At 69.4% G+C, this 23,260-nt stretch carries 25 protein-coding genes and 4 pseudogenes; 16 read left to right on the top strand and 13 right to left on the bottom strand.

All coding sequences use genetic code 11. The features are described 5' to 3' along the window. Positions 1–17: 17 nt before the first annotated feature. The 4 genes from minE to M3M27_RS14760 are packed head-to-tail and all read right to left on the bottom strand — an operon-like array spanning position 18 to position 2,484. The gene (minE, locus tag M3M27_RS14775; RefSeq protein ID WP_140723006.1) at positions 18–278 is read right to left on the bottom strand and encodes a cell division topological specificity factor MinE; all 261 of its coding nucleotides are present in this window, start codon (positions 276–278) and stop codon (positions 18–20) included. Between the two features lie 2 nt (positions 279–280). Further along, complete coding sequence (gene minD / locus M3M27_RS14770) at positions 281–1,090, bottom strand: septum site-determining protein MinD (RefSeq protein ID WP_140723003.1); 810 nt, start codon at positions 1,088–1,090, stop codon at positions 281–283. A 39-nt stretch (positions 1,091–1,129) separates the two neighbouring features. Beyond that, a complete protein-coding gene (minC, locus tag M3M27_RS14765) occupies positions 1,130–1,888 on the bottom strand; it encodes a septum site-determining protein MinC (protein WP_434026115.1) in 759 nt (252 codons plus the stop codon). Positions 1,889–1,890: 2 nt separating this feature from the next. Beyond that, complete coding sequence (locus M3M27_RS14760) at positions 1,891–2,484, bottom strand: GNAT family N-acetyltransferase (RefSeq protein WP_140722997.1); 594 nt, start codon at positions 2,482–2,484, stop codon at positions 1,891–1,893. A gap of 138 nt (positions 2,485–2,622) precedes the next feature. Between M3M27_RS14760 and M3M27_RS14755 the strand changes: the two genes are divergently transcribed. The 9 genes and pseudogenes from M3M27_RS14755 to M3M27_RS14715 all read left to right on the top strand — a co-directional run bounded on the left by M3M27_RS14755 (position 2,623) and on the right by M3M27_RS14715 (position 8,024). Beyond that, complete coding sequence (locus tag M3M27_RS14755) at positions 2,623–3,849, top strand: sensor histidine kinase (protein WP_434026114.1); 1,227 nt, start codon at positions 2,623–2,625, stop codon at positions 3,847–3,849. Positions 3,850–4,077: 228 nt separating this feature from the next. Continuing rightward, the gene (locus M3M27_RS14750) at positions 4,078–4,719 is read left to right on the top strand and encodes a response regulator (RefSeq protein WP_140722990.1); all 642 of its coding nucleotides are present in this window, start codon (positions 4,078–4,080) and stop codon (positions 4,717–4,719) included. Positions 4,720–4,802: 83 nt separating this feature from the next. Then, a pseudogene (locus tag M3M27_RS14745) lies at positions 4,803–4,871 on the top strand (DNA-binding response regulator); the annotation flags it as partial. A gap of 83 nt (positions 4,872–4,954) precedes the next feature. Continuing rightward, positions 4,955–5,023: pseudogene (locus tag M3M27_RS14740) on the top strand (DNA-binding response regulator); the annotation flags it as partial. An 8-nt stretch (positions 5,024–5,031) separates the two neighbouring features. Continuing rightward, a complete protein-coding gene (locus M3M27_RS14735; RefSeq protein ID WP_434026113.1) occupies positions 5,032–5,175 on the top strand; it encodes a transcriptional regulator in 144 nt (47 codons plus the stop codon). Between the two features lie 84 nt (positions 5,176–5,259). Further along, positions 5,260–5,328, top strand: a pseudogene (locus tag M3M27_RS14730) (DNA-binding response regulator); the annotation flags it as partial. Positions 5,329–5,665: 337 nt separating this feature from the next. Continuing rightward, a complete protein-coding gene (locus tag M3M27_RS14725) occupies positions 5,666–6,826 on the top strand; it encodes a polyketide cyclase (protein ID WP_434026112.1) in 1,161 nt (386 codons plus the stop codon). Between the two features lie 140 nt (positions 6,827–6,966). Further along, positions 6,967–7,338 carry a DUF423 domain-containing protein gene (locus M3M27_RS14720; protein ID WP_140722981.1) on the top strand — a complete coding sequence of 124 codons (372 nt, stop codon included), beginning with the start codon at positions 6,967–6,969 and terminating at the stop codon, positions 7,336–7,338. Between the two features lie 11 nt (positions 7,339–7,349). Beyond that, positions 7,350–8,024 carry a DNA-3-methyladenine glycosylase family protein gene (locus tag M3M27_RS14715; protein ID WP_140722978.1) on the top strand — a complete coding sequence of 225 codons (675 nt, stop codon included), beginning with the start codon at positions 7,350–7,352 and terminating at the stop codon, positions 8,022–8,024. Between the two features lie 171 nt (positions 8,025–8,195). Here the strand turns inward: M3M27_RS14715 and M3M27_RS14710 are convergent, their stop codons facing one another. From M3M27_RS14710 to M3M27_RS14685, 6 genes are all read right to left on the bottom strand, one after another. Continuing rightward, a complete protein-coding gene (locus M3M27_RS14710; protein ID WP_434026111.1) occupies positions 8,196–9,011 on the bottom strand; it encodes a M15 family metallopeptidase in 816 nt (271 codons plus the stop codon). 9 nt (positions 9,012–9,020) lie between these two features. Beyond that, positions 9,021–9,566 carry a PH domain-containing protein gene (locus M3M27_RS14705; protein ID WP_434026110.1) on the bottom strand — a complete coding sequence of 182 codons (546 nt, stop codon included), beginning with the start codon at positions 9,564–9,566 and terminating at the stop codon, positions 9,021–9,023. A 204-nt stretch (positions 9,567–9,770) separates the two neighbouring features. Beyond that, the gene (locus M3M27_RS14700) at positions 9,771–9,950 is read right to left on the bottom strand and encodes a DUF4177 domain-containing protein (protein WP_140722968.1); all 180 of its coding nucleotides are present in this window, start codon (positions 9,948–9,950) and stop codon (positions 9,771–9,773) included. Further along, on the bottom strand, positions 9,947–10,141 hold the full coding sequence (locus M3M27_RS14695; protein WP_140722965.1) for an Arc family DNA binding domain-containing protein: 195 nt from the start codon (positions 10,139–10,141) through the stop codon (positions 9,947–9,949). The genes M3M27_RS14700 and M3M27_RS14695 overlap by 4 nt, the downstream gene beginning before the upstream one ends. After that, a complete protein-coding gene (locus tag M3M27_RS14690) occupies positions 10,138–10,419 on the bottom strand; it encodes a hypothetical protein (RefSeq protein ID WP_140722962.1) in 282 nt (93 codons plus the stop codon). Before M3M27_RS14690 ends, M3M27_RS14695 begins: the two co-directional genes overlap by 4 nt. A gap of 13 nt (positions 10,420–10,432) precedes the next feature. Beyond that, entirely contained in the window at positions 10,433–11,305 is an 873-nt protein-coding gene (locus M3M27_RS14685) for an SPFH domain-containing protein (protein WP_434026108.1), read from the bottom strand. A gap of 117 nt (positions 11,306–11,422) precedes the next feature. On the opposite strand from M3M27_RS14685, the gene purT reads away from it, so the two are divergent. Further along, entirely contained in the window at positions 11,423–12,610 is a 1,188-nt protein-coding gene (gene purT, locus M3M27_RS14680; protein WP_140722956.1) for a formate-dependent phosphoribosylglycinamide formyltransferase, read from the top strand. A 162-nt stretch (positions 12,611–12,772) separates the two neighbouring features. On the opposite strand, the gene M3M27_RS14675 is transcribed toward purT, so the two are convergent. Next, on the bottom strand, positions 12,773–13,540 hold the full coding sequence (locus tag M3M27_RS14675) for an arginyltransferase (protein ID WP_140722953.1): 768 nt from the start codon (positions 13,538–13,540) through the stop codon (positions 12,773–12,775). Between the two features lie 194 nt (positions 13,541–13,734). Between M3M27_RS14675 and M3M27_RS14670 the strand changes: the two genes are divergently transcribed. Further along, entirely contained in the window at positions 13,735–14,331 is a 597-nt protein-coding gene (locus M3M27_RS14670) for an EF-hand domain-containing protein (RefSeq protein ID WP_434026107.1), read from the top strand. Positions 14,332–14,757: 426 nt separating this feature from the next. Here the strand turns inward: M3M27_RS14670 and M3M27_RS14665 are convergent, their stop codons facing one another. Continuing rightward, a complete protein-coding gene (locus tag M3M27_RS14665) occupies positions 14,758–16,014 on the bottom strand; it encodes a 6-phosphofructokinase (RefSeq protein ID WP_434026106.1) in 1,257 nt (418 codons plus the stop codon). Positions 16,015–16,160: 146 nt separating this feature from the next. Here M3M27_RS14665 and M3M27_RS14660 point away from each other — a divergent pair, with 146 nt between their 5' ends. The 3 genes from M3M27_RS14660 to M3M27_RS14650 all read left to right on the top strand — a co-directional run bounded on the left by M3M27_RS14660 (position 16,161) and on the right by M3M27_RS14650 (position 19,063). After that, complete coding sequence (locus M3M27_RS14660) at positions 16,161–16,724, top strand: adenylate kinase (RefSeq protein WP_140722944.1); 564 nt, start codon at positions 16,161–16,163, stop codon at positions 16,722–16,724. Positions 16,725–17,162: 438 nt separating this feature from the next. Continuing rightward, positions 17,163–18,482, top strand: coding sequence for a UDP-N-acetylmuramate:L-alanyl-gamma-D-glutamyl-meso-diaminopimelate ligase (gene mpl / locus M3M27_RS14655; protein ID WP_434028025.1), 1,320 nt, complete (start codon positions 17,163–17,165; stop codon positions 18,480–18,482). After that, positions 18,482–19,063, top strand: a complete 582-nt coding sequence (locus M3M27_RS14650; protein ID WP_434026105.1) for an LON peptidase substrate-binding domain-containing protein — start codon at positions 18,482–18,484, stop codon at positions 19,061–19,063. Before mpl ends, M3M27_RS14650 begins: the two co-directional genes overlap by 1 nt. 248 nt (positions 19,064–19,311) lie before the next feature. Here M3M27_RS14650 and M3M27_RS14645 read toward each other — a convergent pair. Next, a pseudogene (locus tag M3M27_RS14645) lies at positions 19,312–21,297 on the bottom strand (VTT domain-containing protein); the annotation flags it as partial. A 194-nt stretch (positions 21,298–21,491) separates the two neighbouring features. On the opposite strand from M3M27_RS14645, the gene M3M27_RS14640 reads away from it, so the two are divergent. Together M3M27_RS14640 and M3M27_RS14635 are read left to right on the top strand one after the other, a co-directional pair. Continuing rightward, positions 21,492–22,151 (top strand): serine/threonine-protein kinase, encoded by a 660-nt coding sequence (locus tag M3M27_RS14640; RefSeq protein ID WP_434026104.1) that lies wholly within the window; start codon positions 21,492–21,494, stop codon positions 22,149–22,151. Positions 22,152–22,424: 273 nt separating this feature from the next. Further along, on the top strand, positions 22,425–23,243 hold the full coding sequence (locus M3M27_RS14635; protein ID WP_434026103.1) for an SDR family oxidoreductase: 819 nt from the start codon (positions 22,425–22,427) through the stop codon (positions 23,241–23,243). Positions 23,244–23,260 lie beyond the last annotated feature (17 nt).

Below are 23,260 nucleotides of genomic sequence, written 5' to 3'. Positions count from 1 at the left end.
GCCGGCGCGCATGGCGTTCACTTGCTGTCGTGCTCGTCCGGCAATGCCACGGAGATGTCGAGCACGTCGTTGGCGCCGTCCTTGATCAGGTCGACCTTGACCGCGTCGGCATCGATGTTGACGTACTTCTTGATCACTTCCAGCAGTTCGCGCTGCAGCAGCGGCAGGTAATCCGGGCCGCCACGCTGGGTGCGCTCCTGCGCGATGATGATCTGCAGGCGGTTCTTGGCCGTCTCGGCGGTGTTCTTCTTGCTCTTGAGAAAATCGAGCAGTCCCATGCTTACCCTCCGAACAGCTTGCTGAAGAAGCCCTTCTTCTCCACGGTGGTGAAGCGCATCGGGCGGTCTTCGCCCAGGATGCGGCCAACGGCGTCTTCATAAGCCTGTCCGGCCGGGGATTCGGTGTCCAGGATCACCGGTTCGCCCTTGTTGGAGGCGTTGAGCACGTCGCCCGATTCGGGGATCACGCCGATCGCCTTCAGGCCCAGCACTTCCTCGACGTCGGCGATGGACAGCATCTCGCCGCCCTCCACGCGCGCCGGGCTGTAGCGGGTCAGCAGCAGCGAGGCCGGCACGGTGCCGCCGTTCTCGGCCTTGTGGGTCTTGGAATCGAGCAGGCCGATGATGCGGTCCGAGTCGCGCACCGAGGACACCTCGGGGTTGACCACCACCACCGCGCGGTCGGCGAAGTACATCGCCAGGAACGCGCCCTTCTCGATGCCCGCCGGCGAGTCGCAGACGATGTAGTCGAAGCCGTCGTCGGCCAGGTCCTTGAGCACCTTCTCGACGCCTTCCTTGGTCAGCGCGTCCTTGTCGCGCGTCTGCGAGGCCGCCAGCACGTACAGGTTCTCGAAGCGCTTGTCCTTGATCAACGCCTGCTTCAGCGTCGCCTCGCCGTGCACCACGTTGACGAAGTCGTACACCACGCGGCGCTCGCAGCCCATGATCAGGTCGAGGTTGCGAAGGCCCACGTCGAAGTCGATGACCGCGACCTTCTTGCCGCGCCGCGCCAGCCCGCAGGCCAGGCTCGCGCTGGTGGTGGTCTTGCCGACGCCGCCCTTGCCGGAGGTGACTACGATGATTTCAGCCAAAGGATTTCTCCCGATGTTGTTCTTTTGATAGGGAGCCGCTCAATCGAGGGCGGCGATCTTGATCTGATCCTGCTCCAGCCAGACCTGTACGGCCTTGCCTCGCAGGTCCATGGGTACATCGTCCAGCACCTTGTAGTGGCCGGCAATGGCGACCAGTTCGGCGTGGAAGTCGCGGCAGAAGATCCGCGCCTCGGTGTTGCCGCGCGCGCCGGCCAGGGCGCGGCCGCGCAGCGTGCCGTAGATGTGGATGCTGCCGTCGGCGATCACTTCGGCGCCGGCGCCGACCGTGCTCAGCACGGTCAGGTCGCAGTTCTCCGCGTACAGCTGCTGGCCCGAGCGCACCGCCGCGCGCTGCATGCGGCCGGGCTTGGGCTGGGCCAGCGGCTTGGCGGCGGGCGGCGGCGGGGCCTGCCGGGGAGCTGGCGCGGGCGCCGCGGCCGCGGCGCCGCCGTCGATCCGTTCGTACTGGGCGCGGAACTTGGCCAGCAGCGGCAGCCCGAGCTGCTCGGACAGCGCTTCGATGCTGCTGGTGCCGTAGGCCAGCGCCACCGGCAGCACGCCGGCCTGGCGCAGGCCGTCCAGCAGCGCCTGCGCGGTCGGCAGGTCCGGCGCCTGCGAGAGCCCGCCGAAGTCCAGGATCACCGCGGCGCGCCCGAACAGCTTCGGCGCGCGCGCCACGCGCTCGCGCATCTCCTGCACCAGCTTCTCCACGTCCAGCGTGCGGACGCGCAGGTTGGCGATGCCCACCTGGCCGATCTTCAGCTCGCCGGCCTGCTCGAAATCGAGGTTCGCCGACACGTTCAGGTCCCCGTCGGGCGCTGCGCGCGCGGCAGGTGGCGGGGGTGCCCGATCCAGGGCACCTCCGGCAACGCGTCGCCGTAGGTGTCGTGCACCCATTCGTAGCTGCACAGGTCCTTCAGCAGCATGCTGGCGCGCACGTCGACCTCGGGCATCAGGTTCTGGCCGACCTCGCGGAAGCCGAAGCTGCCGTGGAACAGCAGCGCGGCGTCGGCGCCGTGGTCCAGGAACACCTCGCAGGCCAGCTGCGGATAGCGCAGCTCGGCGTAGCTCTGCACGTCGGCGTAGAACGCCCGGCCCACGCCGCCGCCGCGCCGGCGGCTGGCGACCACGATGCGGTCGATGTAGAAGAAATGCGGGTAATGCTCGCGGAACCAGCGGAAGTTGCTGCTGTCGTGATCGCTGCCGCTGCCGAAGCCGACCAGGAAGCCGGCCAGGTTGCCGTCGCGCTCGGCGACGCGGAAATACTCGGCGGTCTCGTAGAAATGGTGCAGGCGGGCGCTGTCCAGGGGCAGGATCGCCAGGCCGGCGTTGTTGTTCAGTGCCAGGACGGAATCGAGCTCATGCTCGCGCACGTCGCGGATGACGATCGACATTGATACTCCGGGGGTAACGCGGGTGGTCCGATCTCGGGACCTTGCGCGGGATTATTGCATGACCCGCCCTGAGCGGCACCCAAGCGGGCGTGACTTCCGGAGCAGGGCGGCGCGGCGCGATCCGCCTAAGATGCGGCCATGTTGGGATATCTCAGCCATACCCGCGTCCTGCGCTTCGCCGGCCTGTTCACCTGGGCCATCGTCTGCGTGCCGATGCTGCTGATCCTGTTCGTCCAGGGCGGAAACCCGGAAACGGCGAGCCGCGAGGCGGTATGGCCGTTCCTGGCCTACCTGGTGTTCGGGGTCAGCTATTTCTGGCTGACCCGCGGCCTGGACAGCGGCGGGCATGCGCGCTGGCACGACCGGCTGATCCTGCTGGTGCTGACCGTCAGCGCGCTGGCGGTGAGCTACTTCAACGGTTCCGGCCTGGGCAGCATCCTGATGATGGTGGCGGCGGGCGTGATCCCGTGGTTGCTGCCGGCGCGGCTGGGCGTGATCTGGCTGCTGCTGAGCCAGCTGGCGGTGCTGCCGGTCTACTACTTCATCCTCGGCTTCTCGCTGGTGGAAGCGTTGATGCAGTCGTTGCTGTACGGCGGCTTCTCGATGTTCATCTTCGTGACCAGCCTGGTTTCCCGCCAGCAGACCGAGGCGCGCGAGGAGCAGCGCCGGCTGAATGCGGAGCTGCGCGCCACCCGCGCCTTGCTGGCCGAGAGCGCCCGCGTCAACGAGCGCACCCGCATCTCGCGCGAGCTCCACGATTTGCTCGGCCACCACCTGACCGCGCTGAGCCTGAACCTGGAGGTCGCCAGCCACATCACCGAGGGCCAGGCGCAGGAACACGTGAAACAGGCCCATACCCTGGCCAAGCTGCTGCTCACCGACGTGCGCGAGGCGGTCAGCCAGTTGCGCGAGAGCGGGGCGATCGAACTGGCCGCGGCGCTGCGGCCGCTGGTGGCGCAGGTTCCATCCCTGGAGATCCACCTGGACATCGCCGCCCCGTTGACCGTGGAGGACCCCGAGCGGGCCCACGTGCTGCTGCGCTGCACCCAGGAGATCATCACCAACGCGGTCCGCCACGCCGGCGCGAACAACCTGTGGATCCGGGTGTTCCGCGACGGCGGCGACGTGGTGATCGATGCCCGCGACGACGGCCAGGGCGCCGATCACATCGATCCCGGCAACGGCCTGCGCGGCATGCGCGAACGCCTGGCCCAGCATGGCGGCCGCCTGGACATCGAAACCCGCCGGGGCGCAGGCTTCCGCCTTCGCGCCTCGGTCCCGGGCGCGCCCGCGTTGATGCCGGCCGCCGTGCCGGGGCTCGTCGACGCTATCGGGACAGGCCACGCCGCCCCTGGGCGCGTGTGAGGCAAGGAAGAGCGAGGGAGCTTATGTTGATAAGGAATGAAGTGATGGCGCAGCATCGCACGCGCCCCAGGGCGGCCTTTCGGGTTGCCGTGCCCGGCACCCCGGTGGCCGCGCGCGGCCTGCACGGGCGATGGCCAGCCGGTCGCAGCGCCATGCACGACCGCCTGGACGCCGGGCGCCGCGACGCGGCCCATCCCAATAGCGTTAACAAGCCCTAGGAGCGCAGTGATGATCCGAGTCTGTCTGGTCGACGACCAAACCCTGGTGCGGCAGGGGATCCGCTCGCTGCTGGCACTGGACGACGGCATCGAAGTGGTGGCCGAGGCCGGCGACGGGCGCCAGGCCGTGGAGCAGATCCCGCAGGTGAAGCCCGACGTGGTGCTGATGGACATGCGCATGCCGGTGATGTCCGGCCTGGAGGCGCTGCAGACGCTGTCGCGGGCGGGCGCGCTGCCGCCGACGATCATCCTGACCACCTTCGACGACGACCAGTTGGTGCTGGCCGGCCTCAAGGCCGGGGCCAAGGGCTACCTGCTCAAGGACGTCTCGCTGGAGCAGCTGGTGGGCGCGATCCGCACCGTGGCCGAAGGCGGGTCGCTGGTGCAGCCGGCGGTGACCCAGCGCCTGCTGTCGGGCCTGGAGCACATGCGCAACGAGTTCGTCAGCCTGGACCGCCCGGACCCGCTGACCGACCGCGAGACCGAGATCCTGCGGCTGATGGCCTCGGGCTTCTCCAACAAGGAGATCGCCAATTCGCTGGGCGTGGCCGAAGGCACGATCAAGAACCACGTCTCCAACATCCTGTCCAAGCTCGGGGTGCGCGACCGCACCCGGGCGGTGCTCAAGGCCTTCGAGCTGCAGTTGGTCTGATCGACAGGATGTCCTGCCCGCCGCAGCGCGGCGGGCGCTCGCGGCCGTGCGAGGCAGTGCCTCGCAGGCGACGGCCGCTCGCCCTGTCCAAGCTCGGGGTACGCGACCGCACCCGGGCGGTGCTCAAGGCCTTCGAGCTGCAGTTGGTCTGATCGACAGGATGCCCTGCCCGCCGCAGCGCGGCGGGCGCTCGCGGCCGCGCGAGGCGGTGCCTCGCGGGCGACGGCCGCTCGCCCTGTCCAAGCTCGGGGTGCGCGACCGCACCCGGGCGGTGCTCAAGGCCTTCGAGCTGCAATTGGTCTGATCGACAGGATGCCCTGCCCGCCGCAGCGCGGCGGGCGCTCGCGGCCGTGCGAGGCGGTGCCTCGCAGGCGACGGCCGCTCGCCCTGTCCAAGCTCGGGGTGCGCGACCGCACCCGGGCGGTGCTCAAGGCCTTCGAGCTGCAGTTGGTCTGATCGACAGGATGCCCCTGCCCGCCGCAGCGCGGCGGGCGCTCGCGGCCGTGCGAGGCGGTGCCTCGCAGGCGACGGCCGCTCGCCCTGTCCAAGCTCGGGGTGCGCGACCGCACCCGGGCGGTGCTCAAGGCCTTCGAGCTGCAGTTGGTCTGACGGCCCGCCACCGGTTCGTCGCGCTCCAGTCCTTCGGATCCGGTCCCCGGGCCCGCGGGTGGTCCGGCCGGCACGGTGCTGGCGCCTCCGGCGCATGGCCCGTCCCGCAAGGAGGCTGTACGTACCCGCACGGAACCATCCGGCGGCCCCGGCCGACAGGCGGGAAATCCATGGCTGGCAAGGGTTTCCGGGAGCCAATGGCAGCGCGGGTGGCACCGTTTCCACGCGGGTATGGGAAAGCGCTTTACCCGCAACTGAACATCTGCCGCGAAGCCTGCTAGGATGGGGGCTTCGCTTCAATCAACCCGGCCGTGGGATCGGCCCCGGAGACTCCTGAATGACCCGTATTATCGAGTTCCTGATCGCCTTGGGGATCGTGGCTGGCCTGTTCGTCGTGGTGGGCCTGGTTCTGCCCTCGGAGCGCCACATGTCCGAGAGCGTCGAGACCAACCGCAAGATGACGATCGTGTACGACACGCTGAATGGCTTTCAGCGCTTCAAGGACTGGAACCCGCTGGTGCTGCGCGATCCCAAGATCCAGCTGAAGGTATCCGGCCCGGCCAACGGCAAGGGCGCCCGCATCGACTACAGCTCGCAGGAAGGCTACATCGGCCAGGGCAGCTGGACGATCACCGACAGCGTCAAGAACGAGCGCATCGAGATCGCGATCGAGGATCCGACCCGCGGCCATGACAAGGTGACCTCCTTCGCGCTGCAGCCGACCGGCAAGAACAACCGCAACGTCAAGATCACCCAGGACTACAGCGTCAAGTACGGCTGGAACCTGTTCGGGCGCTATGCCGGCCTGTACGTCAGCCGCCATGTCGGCGACGACCTGAAGCTGGGCCTGTCGCGCCTGAGCAACATCCTGGCGACGGTGCCGAACTTCGACTACCGCACCGAGATCGACGGCAAGCCGATCCTGGGCGACCTGAAGATCGTCGACGTCCCGGCCGAGGACCTGCTGGTGGTCAACGCGGGCAACATCGACCGCGACAACGACACCATCAAGAAGTCGATCAAGGACAACCAGGAGTGGATCAAGCGCGTCATGGACGCCAACGGCCTGGAGGCCGCCGGTCCGGTCCGCATCGTGACCACCGACTTCGCCGCCGAGAAGTACGCGTTCGACGTCGTGCAGCCGGTGCGCAAGAAGGCCGGTGCCGCGCCGAAGGCCGACGAGAAGGACGACGCCAAGAAGGACGAGGCCCCGGCCGCCGCCGATGCGACCCCGGTCGCCGCCACCGGCGACAAGCTGAAGGTCAACGTGCCGTCCGGCGCCCCGGTGCAGTACATGCGCACCGAGCCGCACCGTTCCGCGTTCGGCACCTTCACCGGCCACATGGCGGGCCTGGACGTGGTGCGCAACTCGCTGCGTGCCTGGGCCGTCACCAGCGGCTACGACGTGGTGGACCGTCCGTACGAAGCCTGGAAGGGCGGCGTGGACAAGTCGTTCACCACCGACGGCACCTACGACGTGTACTGGGCGATCAAGTAAGCCCGGAACGCCGGATGAGTTGATCCGTCACACGAGCGCGCCGCAGCAATGCGGCGCGCTTTTTCGTTGCGGCCCCGGAAATGCGTGTTCCCCCGCGAGCACGGGTTTCCGCGCGGATCCGCCTTATCGTTGGAAACCCCATGCGCATGATCGACCGCCGTTCCCGCAAACCTTCGCTGCTGGCCTGCATCGGCGGGCTGCTGGCCGCCGCCTCGATCGGGCTCGCGGCCTATGCCGCGCACGGCGTGGCCGATCCGAGCGCGCAGTCGCGGCTGCAGACTGCGGCGCTGTATGCCTTCGGCCACGGCGTGGCGCTCGCCGCGCTGGGCCGCAAGGCCGACCGCCTGCTGGAGACGCTGGCGCTGTCGCTGCTGCTGGTCGGCACGCTGCTGTTCTCGGGCAGCCTGCTCGGCGGCGCGCTATGGGGCTGGTCGACCCGGTTCGCCCCGGCCGGCGGCATCGCGATGATGGCCGGCTGGGTGCTGTTCGCGTTCAACGCGATGCGACGCTGAGGAGCTGCCCGATGGCGAGGCACGCACGTGGTTTCGATGTGGAGGCGGCGTTCGAGTACCTGTCGCGCCGCGATCGCAAGCTGGCGGCATGGATGCGCAGGATCGGGCCGGTCGAGCCGCCACCCGGATGGCGCAAGCCGTTCGATCCGGTCGATGCGCTGGCGCGGGCGATCCTGTTCCAGCAACTCAGCGGCAAGGCCGCGGCCACCATCGTCGGACGGGTCGAGGCCGCGATCGGCAGCACGCGGCTGCATGCCGACACGCTGGGCCGGATCGACGATGCCGCCCTGCGCGCCTGCGGCGTGTCCGGCAACAAGATGCTGGCCTTGCGCGACCTGGCGCGGCGCGAACTGGCCGGCGAGATTCCGTCGCTGCGGCAGATGGCGTTCATGCATCACGACGCGATCGTCGAGGCATTGGTGCCGATCCGCGGCATCGGCCGCTGGACGGTGGAGATGATGCTGATGTTCCGGCTCGGCCGCCCGGACGTACTGCCGGTGGACGACCTGGGCGTCCGCAAGGGCGCCCAGCGCGTGGACCGGCTGGAAACGGCGCCGACCCCGAAGGAACTGGCGGCGCGCGGCGAGCGCTGGGGGCCGTATCGCACCTACGCCGGGCTGTATCTCTGGAAGATCGCCGACTTCGTCGAGGGCGCGAAGGCGCCGACCAACCGTTCGCAGGACTGAGGAAAGTGTCTCCTTGCAGGAACGGTTTTTGCGGGAGCCTGCTTCTGTGGGAGCGGCTTCAGCCGCGATGGGGCTTTACGTGCAGGCCCTTCCGCAAAGCGCGCACATCCATCCGCGGGGATTGAAAAGTAAAGCCCACCGCGGCTGAAGCCGCTCCCACGAAAGCCGGCCCTACAAGGGCCGCGCGGGATCGGATCGGAAGCACCAGTGCCAGGGCTCGTAGACGATGCCATGCGGGTTGTCGCGCGGGTAGCTCATGCGGAAGCCGAAATCGCCGGCGTGGCGCGACAGCCAATGGAAGGCGGGCGTGCGCTCGAAGCTCTCCTCGGCCGGCGGCTCGCCCGGCGCGCCGATGTCGAGCGCGTTGCCGCTGTGGTGCTCGCTGAAGCCAGGGGCGGCGTTGACCTGCAGGATCTGCGGCAAGGCCTGGCCGCGCGCGAGCTTCCGTTCGAAGATGCCGAGCTGGTAGTCGTGGCTGCGGTAGCCGGAGATCGCATCGAGCGCGATGCCGTCGCGCCCGGCCGCATCGCGCATGCGCTGCCAGCCGCGCGCGGCGCCGGCGGTCAGCCATAACGGCCTGCGGTAGCGATCGAACCCGGCGAGTACGAGGTGCGCGGGTTCGGCCTCGGTGGCGAGCCCGGTGGCCTGCGCGTACTCCGCCGGATCCAGTCCAAGCCGCTGCAGGTGCCGTTCGAGCCGGTCGAGCGGCAGGGCGCCTTCCGGAAGACGGTGGCGGGCACCGGACAGCAGGCTGTCCAGCGCATCGAGCGCCGTTTCGATGCCGGGTTCGCGCATCAGGCGCGGCAGCAGCGGGTGCAGGGCCCGCGCCGATGCGGCCGCCAGGTACCGGCCATCGCGCTTGCGTCGCAGCAGCCAGTCCGAACGCGCGAGCGCGCGCGCATCGGCGTTGCTGCGCGCGCGCAGCAGTGGCGCGGGCCACAGTTCGATCTCGGCGGTGTTGACCAGCAGGGTGGGAGCGGTATGCACGCGCAGAGCTTAGGGCGTACGGCGCGTTCCGGCCAACTGTTGCAGGTCTTGCAGCAATTGGCGCGGGCGTTCCGGACTGGTGAGCAGCCAGCCGCCGTCGTGCAGCGGGATCGCTAGTACGCGGCGGCTGTCGGTGATCAGGCAGAACGCGTTCTGGCCGCCATGCGTGCGGTACCGGCCGGAATAAAAACCGGGATAGCCGAAGCCCATTTTCTTCAGGCCTGGCTTGAGGTCGGTGCGCTCGGCCAGATCGACGATGCGTGCGGCGTCGAGCCGCATGGACGGGACCGCCACACGCTTGGTGAACAGGGTCGAGCGGACCTTGAGTTCCAGCCCCTGCAAGTCGATGCCGCGCCGCAGGAACGCGAGCGAGCCCGCAATGGCGATCGCCAGGAGCATGCCGGCATGCAGCCAGGTGCGGTCGTGCGGAGCGGCGTAGGCCACTGCGCCCGCGGCCGCGAGCAGAGGGAGCCATAGCCACAGCACCAGGCCCCAGCGCCCCGCGGGTGCGAGCGAATAGCGGCGCGACGTATCGGGCCGGGAACGGGCGTTCATGGCGATGCACCGGGCCATACATGCGTGCCGCCGCCGACGAGACGGGTGCCGGTGTGTGCAGGTAGGCGGTACTCGGGCGGGCTGGACGTATCGCGGTCGGCCATGCAGAGATGATCGGGCCACCGCATCGCGGCTTGCTGCGGTTCGGCCGCTGAGGCGACCGATGCCATCGACAACGGCAGCAGCGCAAGGTGGCGGGCCATCTCAGATCGCCTTCTTGAAGATCGCCAACGACGGCGACACCGAGTTGATGACCACGAAGTTCACCAGTTCCCAACCCAGTTGGCCGTGCTTGTTCAGGACCTCCTGCAGGGCGTCCCGCTTGAAGCCGCCCATCAGGCCGGGCTTGATCTCGACGGTCAGGTATTGCCAGCGTTCGTTCATGGCGTCTCTTCCTTGCCTGGAGTATCGCCGGCTTTCGGCAGCCGGCCGGCCTTGCGCAGTGCGTCGCGCAGCACGTATTCGATCTGCGCGTTGAGGCTGCGCAGCTCGTCGTCGGCCCAGCGCTGCGCGGCCGCCAGCACCTCGGCGCTGATGCGCAGCGGGTAGGCTTTCTTTTCCGGTTTCTCGCTCACCGGTCCGATCCCGGCCCGCCTCGGCGCAGGTGCCGCACCATCGAGAGCGCCAGCGCGTTCACCGCCACGACCAGCGCGATGACCACGGCGTAGATGCGCGGGTGGCTGTCGCCGGCCCAGTACAGGGCGACCGCGCCCAGCAGGATCGCCAGGCCGAGCAGGGCCCAGCGCAGGCCCAGCCCGCGCGAGCGCGCATCCCCGGCGCGGCCGGTCCAGGCCGCGATGGCCAGCGCGGGCAGGCCCGACAGGGCGAGGACCAGGGGCGCGATCACGTCCATCCGGCGCCCCCCGTCAATACAGCGAGCCGGCGTTGACGATCGGCTGGGTGCCGCGATCGGAGCACAGCACCGTCAGCAGGTTGCTGACCATGTGCGCCTTGCGTTCCTCGTCGAGGTCGACCACGCCGTTCTTCTGCAGCTCGGCCAGCGCCATCTCGACCATGCCGACCGCGCCGGCGACGATGCGGGTGCGCGCGGCGATCACCGCGTTGGCCTGCTGCCGCTGCAGCATCGCCTGGGCGATCTCCGGGGCGTAGGCGAGGTGGCTGATGCGCGCCTCGATCACGTCCACGCCGGCCTGGGTGAGGCGTTCGTCGAGGTGCCGCTTGAGCTGCTCGCTGATCTCGTTGGGATGGCTGCGCAGCGAGATCTGGCCGTCCTCGTGCTGGTCGTAGGGGTAGCTGGTGGCCATCGCCCGCAGCGCGGCCTCGGACTGGATGTGCACGAAGCTCTCGTAGTCGTCGACGTTGTAGACCGCCTCGGAGGCGTCCATCACCTGCCAGACGATCACCGCGGCGATCTCGATCGGCGAGCCGTCCAGCTCGTTGACCTTGAGCCGGCCGCTCTCGAAGTTGCGCACGCGCTGGCTGACCTTCTTCTTCGCGTAGAAGGGGTTGTTCCAGCGCAGGCCGCTGTCCTTGGCGGTGCCGACGTACTTGCCGAACAGGCTCAGCACCGCGACTTGGTTGGGCTCGAGCATGTACAGGCCGGCCAGCAGGAAGATGCCGACCGCGCAGGCCACGGCAGCGATCGTGATCACCAGCCCCGGCAGCGGGGCGTGGCCCAGGACGGCCGCCACGATCGCCCAGGCCGCGGCCAGGAACACCGCAACGATGGCGACGACCAGCGGAATGCCGGGGAGCGAGGCGAGGGGCTTCTCTTTCATGGCGGGGCGTCCTTGGGTTGTTGGCGGGAAGATATCAAATTGATATCAATATGCAAGTGCCGGTCCCGGCAGGCGCCGGCCGGTAGAATTGGCGCCCCTTTCCCGCCCGGATCCGCCATGACCACGCTCGGTACGCCGTTGTCCCCGTCCGCGACCCGCGTGCTGCTGCTCGGCTCGGGCGAGCTGGGCAAGGAGGTGGCGATCGAACTGCAGCGCTTCGGCGTGGAAGTGGTCGCGGCCGACCGCTATGCCGACGCGCCGGCGATGCAGGTCGCCCACCGCTCGCATGTGATCGACATGCTCGACGCGATGGCCCTGCGCCAGCTGGTCGCGCTGGAAAAACCGCACCTGATCGTGCCGGAGATCGAGGCGATCCATACCGAGACGCTGGTGCAGCTCGAACAGGAACACGGCCAGAAGGTGGTGCCGACCGCCCGCGCGGCGCGGCTGACGATGGACCGCGAGGGCATCCGCCGGCTGGCCGCGGAGACGCTCGGCCTGCCGACGTCGCCGTACCGCTTCGTCGATACGCTGCAGGAGTACCGCGCCGCCGTGGCCGAGATCGGCATGCCGTGCGTGGTCAAGCCGGTGATGTCCTCCTCGGGCAAGGGCCAGAGCACGCTGCGCAGCGCCGCCGACATCGAGCCGGCATGGGAATACGCGCAGACCGGCGGCCGGGCGGGCGCCGGGCGCTGCATCGTCGAGGGCTTCGTCGACTTCGACTACGAGATCACCTTGCTGACCGTGCGCCATGCCGGCGGCACCTCGTTCTGCGATCCGATCGGACACTGGCAGAAGGACGGCGATTACCGCGAGAGCTGGCAGCCGCAGCCGATGTCGCCGGCCGCGTTGGCCGAGGCGCAGCGCATCGCCAGGGCGGTCACCGACGACCTCGGCGGCTGGGGGCTGTTCGGCGTGGAGCTGTTCGTGAAGGGCGACCGGGTATGGTTCTCCGAAGTCTCGCCGCGCCCGCACGACACCGGGTTGGTGACGCTGGTGTCGCAGGAACTGAGCGAGTTCGCGCTGCATGCGCGCGCGATCCTCGGCCTGCCGATCCCGACGATCCGCCAGAACGGGCCCTCGGCCTCGTGCGCGATGCTGGCGCACGGCGAGGGCGTGCCGGTGTTCCATGGCGTGGCCGACGCGCTGCGCCAGCCGGACACCGCACTGCGCCTGTTCGGCAAGCCGAGCGTGCATGGCCATCGCCGCGTCGGCGTGACGCTGGCGCGCGGCGAAAGTACCGATGCGGCCCGCCAGGCGGCGCGCGAGGCGGCCGAAGCGATCGCGATCGAGCTGAAGGCCTGAGCAGCGCTTTCGCAGGGCGGCTTTTTGTGGGAGCGGCTTCAGCCGCGATGAGGCTTTCGGCGTTCATGCAGATCCCTCTGCAACAGCCTGCGCATCCTTGTGCAGGGGTTCAAATGGGAAAGCCTCATCCGCTCCCGCACAGAAGCAGTTCCTGCGGAAACGTCAGCGGATCGCGCTGACCGCGCCCCAGGCTGACGCGAAATCGCGCCACTGCCGGCCGTCGTAGGCTTCCAGGGCACGGAAGCGGCGCTTGTAGTCCATCTTGGCGTGGCCGCGGATCCAATAGCCGAGATAGAGGTGGTCCAGGCCGTCGCGGAGCGCCCATTCGATCTGCCGCAGGATCGCGAGCGTGCCCAGCCCGCGCGCCGCGGCATCCGGCGCATAGAACGTGTAGACCGCCGACAGCGCGTGCTCGGTCACGTCGGTCACCGCCACCGCGAGCAGCCGGCCGCGCCGGCCCGGGTCGCCCGGTTCGCGGATCTCCATGAATCGCCCGTGCGACCAGCGCCCGATCAGGAACTGGTCGAACTCGCTGGCACCGTGGTCGTCCATGCCGCCGCCGGGATGCCGGTGGCGCAGGTACTGCTGGTACAGCGCCAACTGCTCGTCGGTGCGCTGCGCGGCGACGATGCGGCTGACCAGGTCGGCGTTGCGCGCCATGCAGCGGCGCTGGCTGCGATCGGGCACGAACGCGCGCACGGGGATGCGCACCGGCACGCAGGCCCGGCAGTGTTCGCAATGCGGCCGGTAGACCAGGTCGCCGGAGCGGCGGAAGCCCCAGCCGAGCGCCTGCGGGTAGATCGAACCGAGCCGCGGATCGTTCGGGTCCAGCACCAGGTCGCGCGCCAGCCGCTCCGGCCAGTAGCCGCACGCATGCTGCCCGGTCTGGAACAGGCGCAGGTCGTCGCGGTTGTCGGCATGGATGGCCATGGCGATGAGCATAGCGCCTGGACGTCGCAGCCGCCGCGACTGTCCGGTAGATGAATGCGGCCCCGATGTGGTCAACGCCGGCCGTCATGGTTCGTTGATCTCCGCGATGGCGCGATCGGCCTGCACGGTACGGATCGTGACCTGTCGGATCCCGGCGACGGGATCGTGCAGTCCACCTCTCACGGAGCAAACCCATGACCTATCGCAAACCCCTCCTCGCGCTCGCCGTGCTGGCCGCCTTGTCGGCCGGTACCGCGTTCGCCGCCGATCCGCCGCCTGCCGCCGGCACGAGCCCGATGAAGACGAGGCTGGCCGCGCTGGACAAGAACGGCGATGGCGTCATCGATCGCAGCGAGGCCGCGGCCGATCCGCGGCTGGCGGCCAAGTTCGACGAGCTGGACAGGAACAAGGACGGCAAGCTCTCGCCGGACGAGCTCCGCTTCGGCCATCGCGGCCACGGGCGCCCCGGCGAGCTGTTCGCCAAGCTCGACACCAACAAGGACGGCCGCATCAGCCGCGAGGAAGCCAAGGCCGACCCGAAGTTCGCCGCGCGCTTCGACAAGATGGACGCGAACAAGGACGGCTACGTCGACAAGGCCGATTTCGAGGCCCTGGCCAAGCAGCGCCGCGACGCCTGGTTCGCCGCGGCCGATACCGACAAGGACGGCAAGCTGAGCAAGGCCGAGTTCGATGCGGCGGCCGCCAAGCGGGGGGGATTGTGGGGCCATCACGTTTTGCGCGATGGCAAGCATCCGATGCCGGCCAAGCCGGCGGGATCGCAGCAGCAGTAGGTTCTATCGCAACAAGGCGCCGATTCGACCGGGCCCCGGCAGCGATGCCGGGGCCTGTTTTTTCGGGATCGGGAATTCCATGCGCCGTCGATCGCTGCGACCACGGCGCCGGCGCGATGGCCGTTGTGGCACGGGCTCCAGTCCCCGTTAGCCCCACGCGTTCCGTTCGACGACCCGGATCTTTCCTTCTCCCGCTCTCGGGAGAAGGGGGCGATGTCGAGCTGGAGCATCCCCGCGCTTTCCTTCTCCCGCTCGCGGGAGAAGGTGCCCGAAGGGCGGATGAGGGCATGGGGCGAAGCTTGGCATCTTTACCGTCGTCCGCATGGGCCCCGGGAAAGCGGAAGGCAAGCCCGAAACAACGACCTGGCCGTCGACACGCCCAGGAACGCTCGTGCGGGAACGGCGGCTATGCCTACGGCACGACGATCAGCCTTCCCAAGCCTGCAGCTTCTTGGCCACCGCGACATTCTTCAACGCCACGTACTTGGGCAGGCCGTCGCTGCCGTAGGGCAGCGGGGCCTCGCCCTTGATCAGCGGCGCGAGGTAGCGGCGGGCGCGTTCGGTGATGCCGAAGCCGTCCTTGCTCAGGAAATTGGCCGGCATCTTGCGCTCGGCATTGGCGACCTTGCTCAGCGGCGCCGGTTCGATCTTCCAGCGGTAGGGGGCGTCGGAGGTGCGCACGATCACCGGCATCACCGCGTTCATGCCTTTCAGCGCGTACTGCACCGCGGCCTTGCCGACCGCCTGCGCCTGCTCCCAGTCGGTCTTCGACGCGACGTGGCGCGCCGAACGCTGCAGGTAGTCGGGCAACGTCCAGTGCACCTTGTAGCCCAGTTGCTGGTTCACCCGCTGCGCGAGGAACGAGGCGACGCCGCCGAGCTGGGCATGGCCGAACGCGTCGGTGCCGCCGCCGGCATCGGCGACGAAGCGGCCGTCGGCGGTATGGATGCCCTCGCTGGCCACCACCACGCACCAACCCACTTTCTTCACCACCGCATCCACCCGGGCCAGGAAGGCGGCCTCGTCGTACGGGCGCTCGGGCAGCAGGATCACCTGCGGCGCCTCGTCCGGCGACTGCCCGGCCAATCCGGCCGCGGCGGCCAGCCAGCCGGCGTGGCGGCCCATCGCTTCGTAGATGAAGACCTTGGTCGAGGTCTCCGCCATCGCGGCCACGTCCAGCGCCGCCTCGCGCACCGAGACCGCGGTGTACTTGGCCGCCGAGCCGAACCCGGGACAGGTGTCGGTGATCGCCAGGTCGTTGTCGATGGTCTTGGGCACGCCGATGCAGTGCAGCGGGTAGCCGAACGCCTCGGCCAGCTGCGAGACCTTCCAGGCGGTGTCGGCCGAATCGTTGCCGCCGTTGTAGAGGAACCAGCGCACGTCGTGGGCGCGCAGGACCTCCAGCAGGCGCTCGTACTTGGCGCGGTCGGCTTCCAGCGACTTGAGCTTGTAGCGGCACGAGCCGAACGCGCCGCCCGGGGTGTGGGCCAGCGCCCGGACCGCCGCGATCGATTCCCTGGAGGTGTCGATCAGCTCCTCGCGCAGCGCGCCGAGGATGCCGTTGCGCGCGGCCAGCACCTTGACCTTGCGCGCGCGGGCCTCGCTTATCACCGCCGCGGCGGTGGCGTTGATGACGGCGGTGACGCCGCCGGACTGGGCATACAGCAGGGTGCCTTGGGCCATGTGGGTGCAGCTCCTGGGTCAAGGGGACATTGCCGGGACATTGCCCGGATGCGGTAAGCTGGGCGACATTGCGGTGCAACGTAGGCGATGCCGATGAGTCTAACGCCGCGCGCCGCCCCCTGGTTTTCACCTATGGAGTCACATTGATGCGATTGGTTCTGTTGGGGCCACCCGGCTCGGGCAAGGGGACGCAGGCGGCACGCCTGAAGGAAAAGCTGCAGGTTCCGCATATTTCCACCGGCGACCTGCTGCGTGCCGAAGTCGCCGCCGGGACGCCGCTCGGCCTGCAGGCCAAGGAAGTGATGGCGCGGGGCGAGCTGGTGTCCGACGACATCCTGCTCGGCATGCTCAAGTCGCGCCTGGGCCAGCCCGATGCGGCCAAGGGCTTCATCCTCGACGGCTACCCGCGCAACCTGGCCCAGGCCGACGCGCTGACCAAGCTGCTCGCCGAGATCGGCCAGCCGCTCGACGCGGTGGTGCAACTGGACGTGGCGACCGACCTGCTGGTCGAGCGCATCGCCGGCCGTGCCAAGGCCGAAGGCCGCGAGGACGACAATCCCGAGTCGGTGCGCAAGCGCCTGCAGGTCTACAACGACTCGACCGCGCCGGTGATCGGTTTCTACGAGCAGCGCGGCACCCTGGCGCGCGTGGACGGCGTGGGCTCGCTGGACGAGGTGCTGGACCGCATCATGGCGGCGATCAAGCGCTGACGCTGCGTGCCGGGATCATGTCCCGGCTGCGCGGTCGCTCGGCAGGCGCAGGCCGCCGCCGGCCGGCCGAAGCCGCAAAAAAGAACCCCGGTGCTGCCTGGCAGACCGGGGTTTGTTGTAAGAGCCAGTGACAGGGCTTGCTCAGGGCCCCCGCAGCATGAGCTCCCTTGGGGATGGCCTCTTGGGGAGTAGGACCGAATGGGATACTGCGACTGGCGTAACGGATTGTGTCGATGAATGCGCCCTGGCGATATCAGGGAGTTCCTGACAATTTGTCAGATTTCCCTGATGCGCCGGCGAGCGTTTTTCCGGCGGAGCGAGGGCCGCGCCGCGAGGCCGGCGGGCGGTGCCGGATCGGCCGGGCTCGGCTAAAGTGGCGCGAATGACTACGGAAGTACCGTTTTGAAGATCCATATCCTCGGAATCGCCGGCACCTTCATGGGCGGCGTGGCGGCGCTGGCGCGCGAGCTGGGCGTGCAGGTGGAGGGCAGCGACCAGGCGATCTACCCGCCCATGTCCACCCAACTGGAGAAACTCGGCATCGCGCTGGCCCAGGGCTACGCGCCCGGCAACATCGCCGCCGACTGCGACCAGGTGGTGATCGGCAACGCGCTCTCACGCGGCAACCCGGCGGTGGAGGCGGTGCTGGACGACGCCCGCAGCTACACCTCCGGCGCGCAGTGGCTGGCCGAGCGGGTGCTGCCGGGCCGCGACACGCTGGCGGTGGCCGGGACCCACGGCAAGACCACGACCACGACGATCCTGGCCTGGCTGCTGCAGGCGGCGGGGCGCGAGCCCGGCTTCCTGGTCGGCGGCGTGGCCGAGGATTTCGGCGTGTCGGCGCGGCTGGGGAAGGGGCGCGAGTTCGTCGTGGAGGCCGACGAGTACGACACCGCGTTCTTCGACAAGCGCAGCAAGTTCGTGCACTACCGGCCCAAGGTGGCGATCCTCAACAACCTGGAGTTCGACCACGCCGACATCTTCGCGGACGTGGCCGCGATCCAGCGCCAGTTCCACCACCTGGTGCGCACGGTGCCTGGCAACGGCCGCCTGATCGTCAACGGCGAGGACGCGAACCTGGCCGAAGTGCTGGCGATGGGATGCTGGACGCCGGTGGAGCGGTTCGGCTTCGATCCCGCGATGGAGTGGAGCGCGCGCCTGGTCGAGGCCGATGGCAGCATGTTCGTGGTGCTGAAGTCCGGCGTGGAGATCGGTCGCGTGGAATGGCCGCTGCTCGGCCGCCACAACGTGCTCAACGCCTTGGCCGCGCTCGCGGCCGCGCATGCGGTCGGCGTCGACCCGGCCGGGGTGATGCCGGCGCTGCGCGAGTTCCGCAGCGTCAAGCGACGCCTGGAAATGCTCGGGCAGCCGCGCGGCATCACCGTCTACGACGACTTTGCCCACCACCCGACCGCGATCCGCACCACGCTGGAAGGCCTGCGTGCGCGGGTCGGCGACGCCCGCATCGTGGTGGCGATGGAGCCGCGCAGCAATTCGATGCGGCTCGGCGCGCACGCGCAGGCGCTGGCGCCGTCGCTGGATGTGGCGGATGCGGTGGTGTTCCTGGCGCGGCCGGAACTGCCCTGGGACGCCGGCAAGGTGATCGCGCAGGTGCGCGGGCAGGCGCAGGCGGTGGCGGACGTCGATGCGCTGCTGGATGCGCTGGCCGCGCAGGTGCGCGCCGGCGACCACGTGGTGTTCATGTCCAACGGCGGCTTCGACGGCGCGCCGCGCCGGTTGCTGGAGCGGTTGTCCTGATGGCGGAGGCGGTCGCGACGCTGCCGCTGTTCCCGCTGCATTGCGTGCTGCTGCCGGGCGCGGCGATCGGCCTGCGGGTGTTCGAGCGCCGCTACCTGGACCTGGTACGCGAGTGCGGCCGCAACGGCGGCGGCTTCGGCGTATGCCTGATCCTGGAGGGAGAGGAGGTCGGCGCGCCGGCCACGCCGGCGGCGTACGGGGTGGAGGCGAAGATCGAGGACTTCGACGTCGGCGGCGACGGCGTGCTGGTGTTGAAGTTGCGCGGCACCCGGCGCTTCCACGCCGTGCGCACGCGGGTGCGCGACAACGGCCTGGTCGTGGGCGAAGTGGAGTGGTGCGAGCCGGACAGCGACGACGAACTGCGTCCCGAACACGGCCTGCTCGCGACGGTGCTGGAGCACATGCTCGAACAGGTCGGCGGCGAGTACGCGTCGGTCGGCCCGGCCCAACTGGACGAGGCCGCCTGGGTCGGCTGGCGACTGGCCGAACTGCTGCCGCTGGCCGAGGAACAGCGGCTCGCGCTATTGCAGATGGACGACCCGCACCAGCGGCTGGAGCAGCTGCTGGCGTGGATGCCTTGAAGCCGGGGCCCGGGATCCGGAAGAGCGACAGGCCCGCTTCGGACTGGGTGTCGGTGTGGGAGGGACTTCAGTCCCGACAGATGGCCGGTAAAACCCTGCCGGGACTGAAATCCCTCCCACAGTAAAGCGGGAAGCAAGAAACCTGCGAAGAGCATCGAATCGCTTGACAGCCAAAGTCAGGCAAAGATGCTTTCCCGAATCCCGAATCCCGAATCCCGAATCCCGAATCCCGAATCCCGAATCTAACGGGCATCGATCAACAACAGCGGCACATCCGAGTTCGGGCGCTGTTCGATCCGGTGCGGCAGCCCGCCCAGCGATTGCCGCAACGCCTGCAGCGCCGGATCGACGCCGCGCATCGGATGCCATAGGCCGATCAGGCTGAAGTGGCGGCTGTAATGCAGCGTCTGGGTGCTGCCCAGCCACAGCGGCACGTCGCCCGGCTGCAGCCGCGCCGCGGCGGGCCACAGGCGCAATACGTGCAGTTCGTCGTCGCGTTCGCCCCGGCGCACCATCAACAGCGACTCGACCTGGGTGTCCAGCGTGGCCGGCAACACCGGCACCTCGTCCGGCGTGGCGCCGACATTGAGCACCTGCAGCGCCTGCTCCCAGCCGGCCTGCGGCTGCAGGCGCCAGCCCTGCGCCTGCAGCTGCCGCTGCAGCGGCTGCAGCGGGCCGGCCAGCTGCACGTCCAGCGGCCAGCGCTGGTCGTCGTCGAACTCGTTGCGGCGGGCCGGCAGTTGCCGCCACTCGTGCTGCCACCAGGCATCGGCCTGCAGCGCGACCGGGATCGGCGGCGGCGGTTCGAACTTGGCCAGCTTGCGTTCCAGGTTGCGCGGCGCGAACACCACCGCCGCGAGCAGGAAACTGCCATAGAACAGCCACGACACCGGCTTGACCCAGAACGAACGATTGAAGCGGCGGCGGTAGGCGATGCCCAGCACCAGCAGCCAGAACACGCCGAACAACATGCCGCCGACCACGTCGCTGAGCCAGTGCGCGCCGAGGTAGAGGCGGGCGAAACCGATCACGGAGACGATCGCGCCGCAGACCAGGTAGGGCCAGACCCGGTTGCGGCCGGGCAGCTCGCGCGCGACCAGCACCGCGAAGAAGCCGAAGGTGATCGTCGCCATCGTCACCGCCACCGACGGGAAGCCGAAGCCGCTGCTGGCCGCGGGCGGACGCACCACGTGCACGGTGGTGCCGAGCAGCTTGGTCAGGGCCAGGCCGAAACCGAGCGCGGCCAGCCAGTGCAGCACCGACATCCAGCGCCGCCGCCAGGCCAGGTAGCCCATCGCGACCGCGATCGCCGGGGCCAGCACCTGCCAGTCGCCGAGCGAGGCCAGCGCCACCATCGGGTAGTCGGCGAGCGGGTTGCGCAACGCCAGCATCAGGTCGTGCACGGCCAGGTCGAGGCCGAGCGGCTCGCCGTGCGCGAGCACGACCATCAGCAGCACGAACCAGCCCCAGCCGAGCAACAGCAGCATCACCGCCAGCACCGCCAGCGGCACCGACTCGCGCCGGCGCGGATCGAGCACGCCGCCGGACCAGTTGCCGATCAGCGGATGGCGATGCGACCAGTCGAGCAGGCGAGCGAGCAGCACATCCAGGTGCGCGGCCGACCAGCGGTAGCCGTACAGCACGCCCGCCCAGACCAGGCCGAGCACCGCCAGCAGCAGCGCCACCACCACGAACAGCCGGCCGGCGACCGCGGCGACGGCGTCGTAGGCCTGGCCCAGCACCCAGCCGGGGGCGAGGAACAGCACGGCCCACGAGATGCAGGCCATGCCGCTGGCCAGGGCGTAGCGCCGCAGCGGCATGCGCGCCATGCCGGCGATGGCGGGCACGAAGGGACGGATCGCGCCCACGTAGCGGGCCACCAGGATGCTCTTGAAGGCGTTGCGCCTGAACAGCACCTCGCCCCGGTCCAGCAACTGCGGGTAGCGGCTGAACGGCCAGATCCCGCGCAGCCGGTGGCCCCAGCGATGGCCGATCCAGTAACTCAGGGCGTCGCCGAAGAAGGCGCCGAGGGCGGCGCAGGCGACCGCATAGGGGCCGTTGATCTGGCCAAGGCCGATCAGCACGCCTACCGCGAACAGCAGCGGCAGCGCCGGCACGATCGCGCCCAGGATGATGACGGCATCGCTGAAGGCGATGGCGAAGATGACCGCACCCGCCAGAGTGGGGTGGTTGCCGATCCACTCCAGCGTGGTGTCGATCCATGATGAATTCATCGGGCGATTATAGGCGGGCGTCGTTGCTGTCTGGCCGGAGCCCGGAGGGGGCCGGCAGGGAGGAGGGCTCGTGGCCTGGAACGACGTTGGAGTGCGCGCGCGGCCGGAAGTTCACGGCCGCCGCGATGCGCTCCTGGCGCCCGGAGCGGCGAGCCTCCGGCGGGAAAGCCGGGGCGAGCGCCTAGAATGTCCCGATGAAGCCCCTGCCTCCCGACAGCTCCGCGCTCAAGTCCGACAGCTTCGGCCGCATCCTGCTGGTGCGCGGGCCGTCCGGGACCTTCGTCCGGCGCGACCTGAGCGCCTCGCCATGGTGGTTGCGGGTCCCCGCCTGGTGGCTGGCGCGGCGCGAGGCATCGGCCCTGCGCCAGCTCGACGGCATGCCCGCCACGCCGCGCCTGCTGGGCTGGGACGGCACCTGGCTGGACCGCAGCTTCATGGCGGGGCAGGCGATGTACCAGCGCCCGCCGCGCGGCGACCTGGCCTACTTCCGTGCCGCGCGCCGCTTGCTGCAGCAGGTGCACCGGCGCGGGATCGCCCACAACGACCTGGCCAAGGAGGCCAATTGGCTGGTGTTGGACGATGGAAGCCCGGCCTTGATCGACTTCCAGCTGGCGGTGCGTGGCCATCCACGCTCGCGCTGGATGCGCCTGCTCGCGCGCGAGGACCTGCGCCACCTGCTCAAGCACAAGCGGATGTATTGCGGCGAGGCGCTGACGCCGGTCGAGAAGCGCCTGCTCCGGCGGCATTCCTGGGTGCGCAGTCTGTGGTTCGCCAGCGGCAAGCCGGTCTATCGCTTCGTTACCCGGCGCATCCTGCATTGGGAGGACAACGAAGGGCAGGGGCCGAAGCCTTGAAGTTGGGCTTGGGACCCGGGACCGGGGCCCGGAAGAGCCTGCGTCGGGGAATGGCCGCCGCAGGAGGGACTTCGGTCCCGATGGGCTTTGTCGGCCCTCCGTCGGGACTGAACGGCCCCGGCATGCCGAGGCCACTCCCACAAGAAAGCCCAAAGAACGGCAGAGAAAGCATCGAATCGCTTGACAGCCAAGGCCAGGCAAAGATGCTCTCCCGAATCCCGAATCCCGAATCCCGAATCCCGAATCCCGAATCCCGAATCCCGAGGTTTCCCGATGGCCACGCTCGCAGGCAAGACCCTCTTCATCACCGGTGCCTCGCGCGGCATCGGGCTGGCGATCGCGCTGCGCGCTGCGCGCGACGGCGCCAACGTCGCGATCGCGGCCAAGTCGTCGGTGCCGAATCCCAAGCTGCCGGGCACCATCCATTCCGCGGCCGAGGCGGTGGTGGCGGCCGGCGGGCAGGGTCTGGCGCTGAAATGCGACATCCGCGAGGAGGAACAGGTACGCGCGGCGGTGGAAGCCACCGTCGATGCGTTCGGCGGCATCGACATCCTGGTCAACAATGCCAGCGCGATCTGGCTGCGCGGTGCGCTCGACACGCCGATGAAGCGCTTCGACCTGATGCAGCAGGTCAACGCGCGCGGCACCTTCCTGTGCGCGCAGGCCTGCCTGCCGCATCTGCTGCAGGCGGCCAATCCGCACATCCTGACGCTGGCGCCGCCGCCTTCGCTCGATCCGCGCTGGTGGGCCCCGCACACCGGCTACACGCTGGCGAAGATGGGCATGAGCTTCGTGACGATCGGCCTGGCCGCCGAGTTCGGGCCGCAAGGCGTGGCGGTCAACGCGTTGTGGCCGCGCACGCTGATCGCCACCGATGCGTTGAACATGATCCCCGGCGTGGATACCCGCAACGGCCGCCGCCCCGAGATCGTCGCCGACGCCGCACATGCGGTGCTGACCCGGCCCGCGGCCGGGTTCAGCGGCCGGTTCCTGATCGACGAGCAGGTGCTGGCGGAAGCCGGGACGCGCGATTTCTCCGGTTACGCGGTCGATCCCGACGCGCCCTTGCTGCCGGACCTGTTCCTGGATTGAACCCGGCTGCCCGCGCG

This window comes from Xanthomonas boreopolis (assembly GCF_046529185.1).
Taxonomy (GTDB): domain Bacteria; phylum Pseudomonadota; class Gammaproteobacteria; order Xanthomonadales; family Xanthomonadaceae; genus Pseudomonas_S; species Pseudomonas_S boreopolis.
This window is presented reverse-complemented; position numbering and strand designations above follow the sequence as displayed.

What these genes read in the sequence shown, in the direction of transcription:
- M3M27_RS14720 (WP_140722981.1), top strand. Translation starts at nt 6,967, where the DNA reads ATGCGCATGATCGACCGCCGTTCCCGCAAACCTTCGCTGCTGGCCTGC.
- M3M27_RS14635 (WP_434026103.1), top strand. Translation starts at nt 22,425, where the DNA reads ATGGCCACGCTCGCAGGCAAGACCCTCTTCATCACCGGTGCCTCGCGC.
- M3M27_RS14755 (WP_434026114.1), top strand. Translation starts at nt 2,623, where the DNA reads ATGTTGGGATATCTCAGCCATACCCGCGTCCTGCGCTTCGCCGGCCTG.
- M3M27_RS14640 (WP_434026104.1), top strand. Translation starts at nt 21,492, where the DNA reads ATGAAGCCCCTGCCTCCCGACAGCTCCGCGCTCAAGTCCGACAGCTTC.
- M3M27_RS14700 (WP_140722968.1), bottom strand. Translation starts at nt 9,950, where the DNA reads ATGAACGAACGCTGGCAATACCTGACCGTCGAGATCAAGCCCGGCCTG.
- minE (WP_140723006.1), bottom strand. Translation starts at nt 278, where the DNA reads ATGGGACTGCTCGATTTTCTCAAGAGCAAGAAGAACACCGCCGAGACG.
- M3M27_RS14665 (WP_434026106.1), bottom strand. Translation starts at nt 16,014, where the DNA reads ATGGCCCAAGGCACCCTGCTGTATGCCCAGTCCGGCGGCGTCACCGCC.
- M3M27_RS14715 (WP_140722978.1), top strand. Translation starts at nt 7,350, where the DNA reads ATGGCGAGGCACGCACGTGGTTTCGATGTGGAGGCGGCGTTCGAGTAC.
- M3M27_RS14760 (WP_140722997.1), bottom strand. Translation starts at nt 2,484, where the DNA reads ATGTCGATCGTCATCCGCGACGTGCGCGAGCATGAGCTCGATTCCGTC.
- M3M27_RS14735 (WP_434026113.1), top strand. Translation starts at nt 5,032, where the DNA reads ATGCCCTGCCCGCCGCAGCGCGGCGGGCGCTCGCGGCCGTGCGAGGCG.
- M3M27_RS14650 (WP_434026105.1), top strand. Translation starts at nt 18,482, where the DNA reads ATGGCGGAGGCGGTCGCGACGCTGCCGCTGTTCCCGCTGCATTGCGTG.
- M3M27_RS14660 (WP_140722944.1), top strand. Translation starts at nt 16,161, where the DNA reads ATGCGATTGGTTCTGTTGGGGCCACCCGGCTCGGGCAAGGGGACGCAG.
- mpl (WP_434028025.1), top strand. Translation starts at nt 17,163, where the DNA reads ATGGGCGGCGTGGCGGCGCTGGCGCGCGAGCTGGGCGTGCAGGTGGAG.
- M3M27_RS14675 (WP_140722953.1), bottom strand. Translation starts at nt 13,540, where the DNA reads ATGGCCATCCATGCCGACAACCGCGACGACCTGCGCCTGTTCCAGACC.
- M3M27_RS14670 (WP_434026107.1), top strand. Translation starts at nt 13,735, where the DNA reads ATGACCTATCGCAAACCCCTCCTCGCGCTCGCCGTGCTGGCCGCCTTG.
- M3M27_RS14690 (WP_140722962.1), bottom strand. Translation starts at nt 10,419, where the DNA reads ATGGACGTGATCGCGCCCCTGGTCCTCGCCCTGTCGGGCCTGCCCGCG.
- M3M27_RS14750 (WP_140722990.1), top strand. Translation starts at nt 4,078, where the DNA reads ATGATCCGAGTCTGTCTGGTCGACGACCAAACCCTGGTGCGGCAGGGG.
- M3M27_RS14725 (WP_434026112.1), top strand. Translation starts at nt 5,666, where the DNA reads ATGACCCGTATTATCGAGTTCCTGATCGCCTTGGGGATCGTGGCTGGC.
- M3M27_RS14685 (WP_434026108.1), bottom strand. Translation starts at nt 11,305, where the DNA reads ATGAAAGAGAAGCCCCTCGCCTCGCTCCCCGGCATTCCGCTGGTCGTC.
- purT (WP_140722956.1), top strand. Translation starts at nt 11,423, where the DNA reads ATGACCACGCTCGGTACGCCGTTGTCCCCGTCCGCGACCCGCGTGCTG.
- M3M27_RS14705 (WP_434026110.1), bottom strand. Translation starts at nt 9,566, where the DNA reads ATGAACGCCCGTTCCCGGCCCGATACGTCGCGCCGCTATTCGCTCGCA.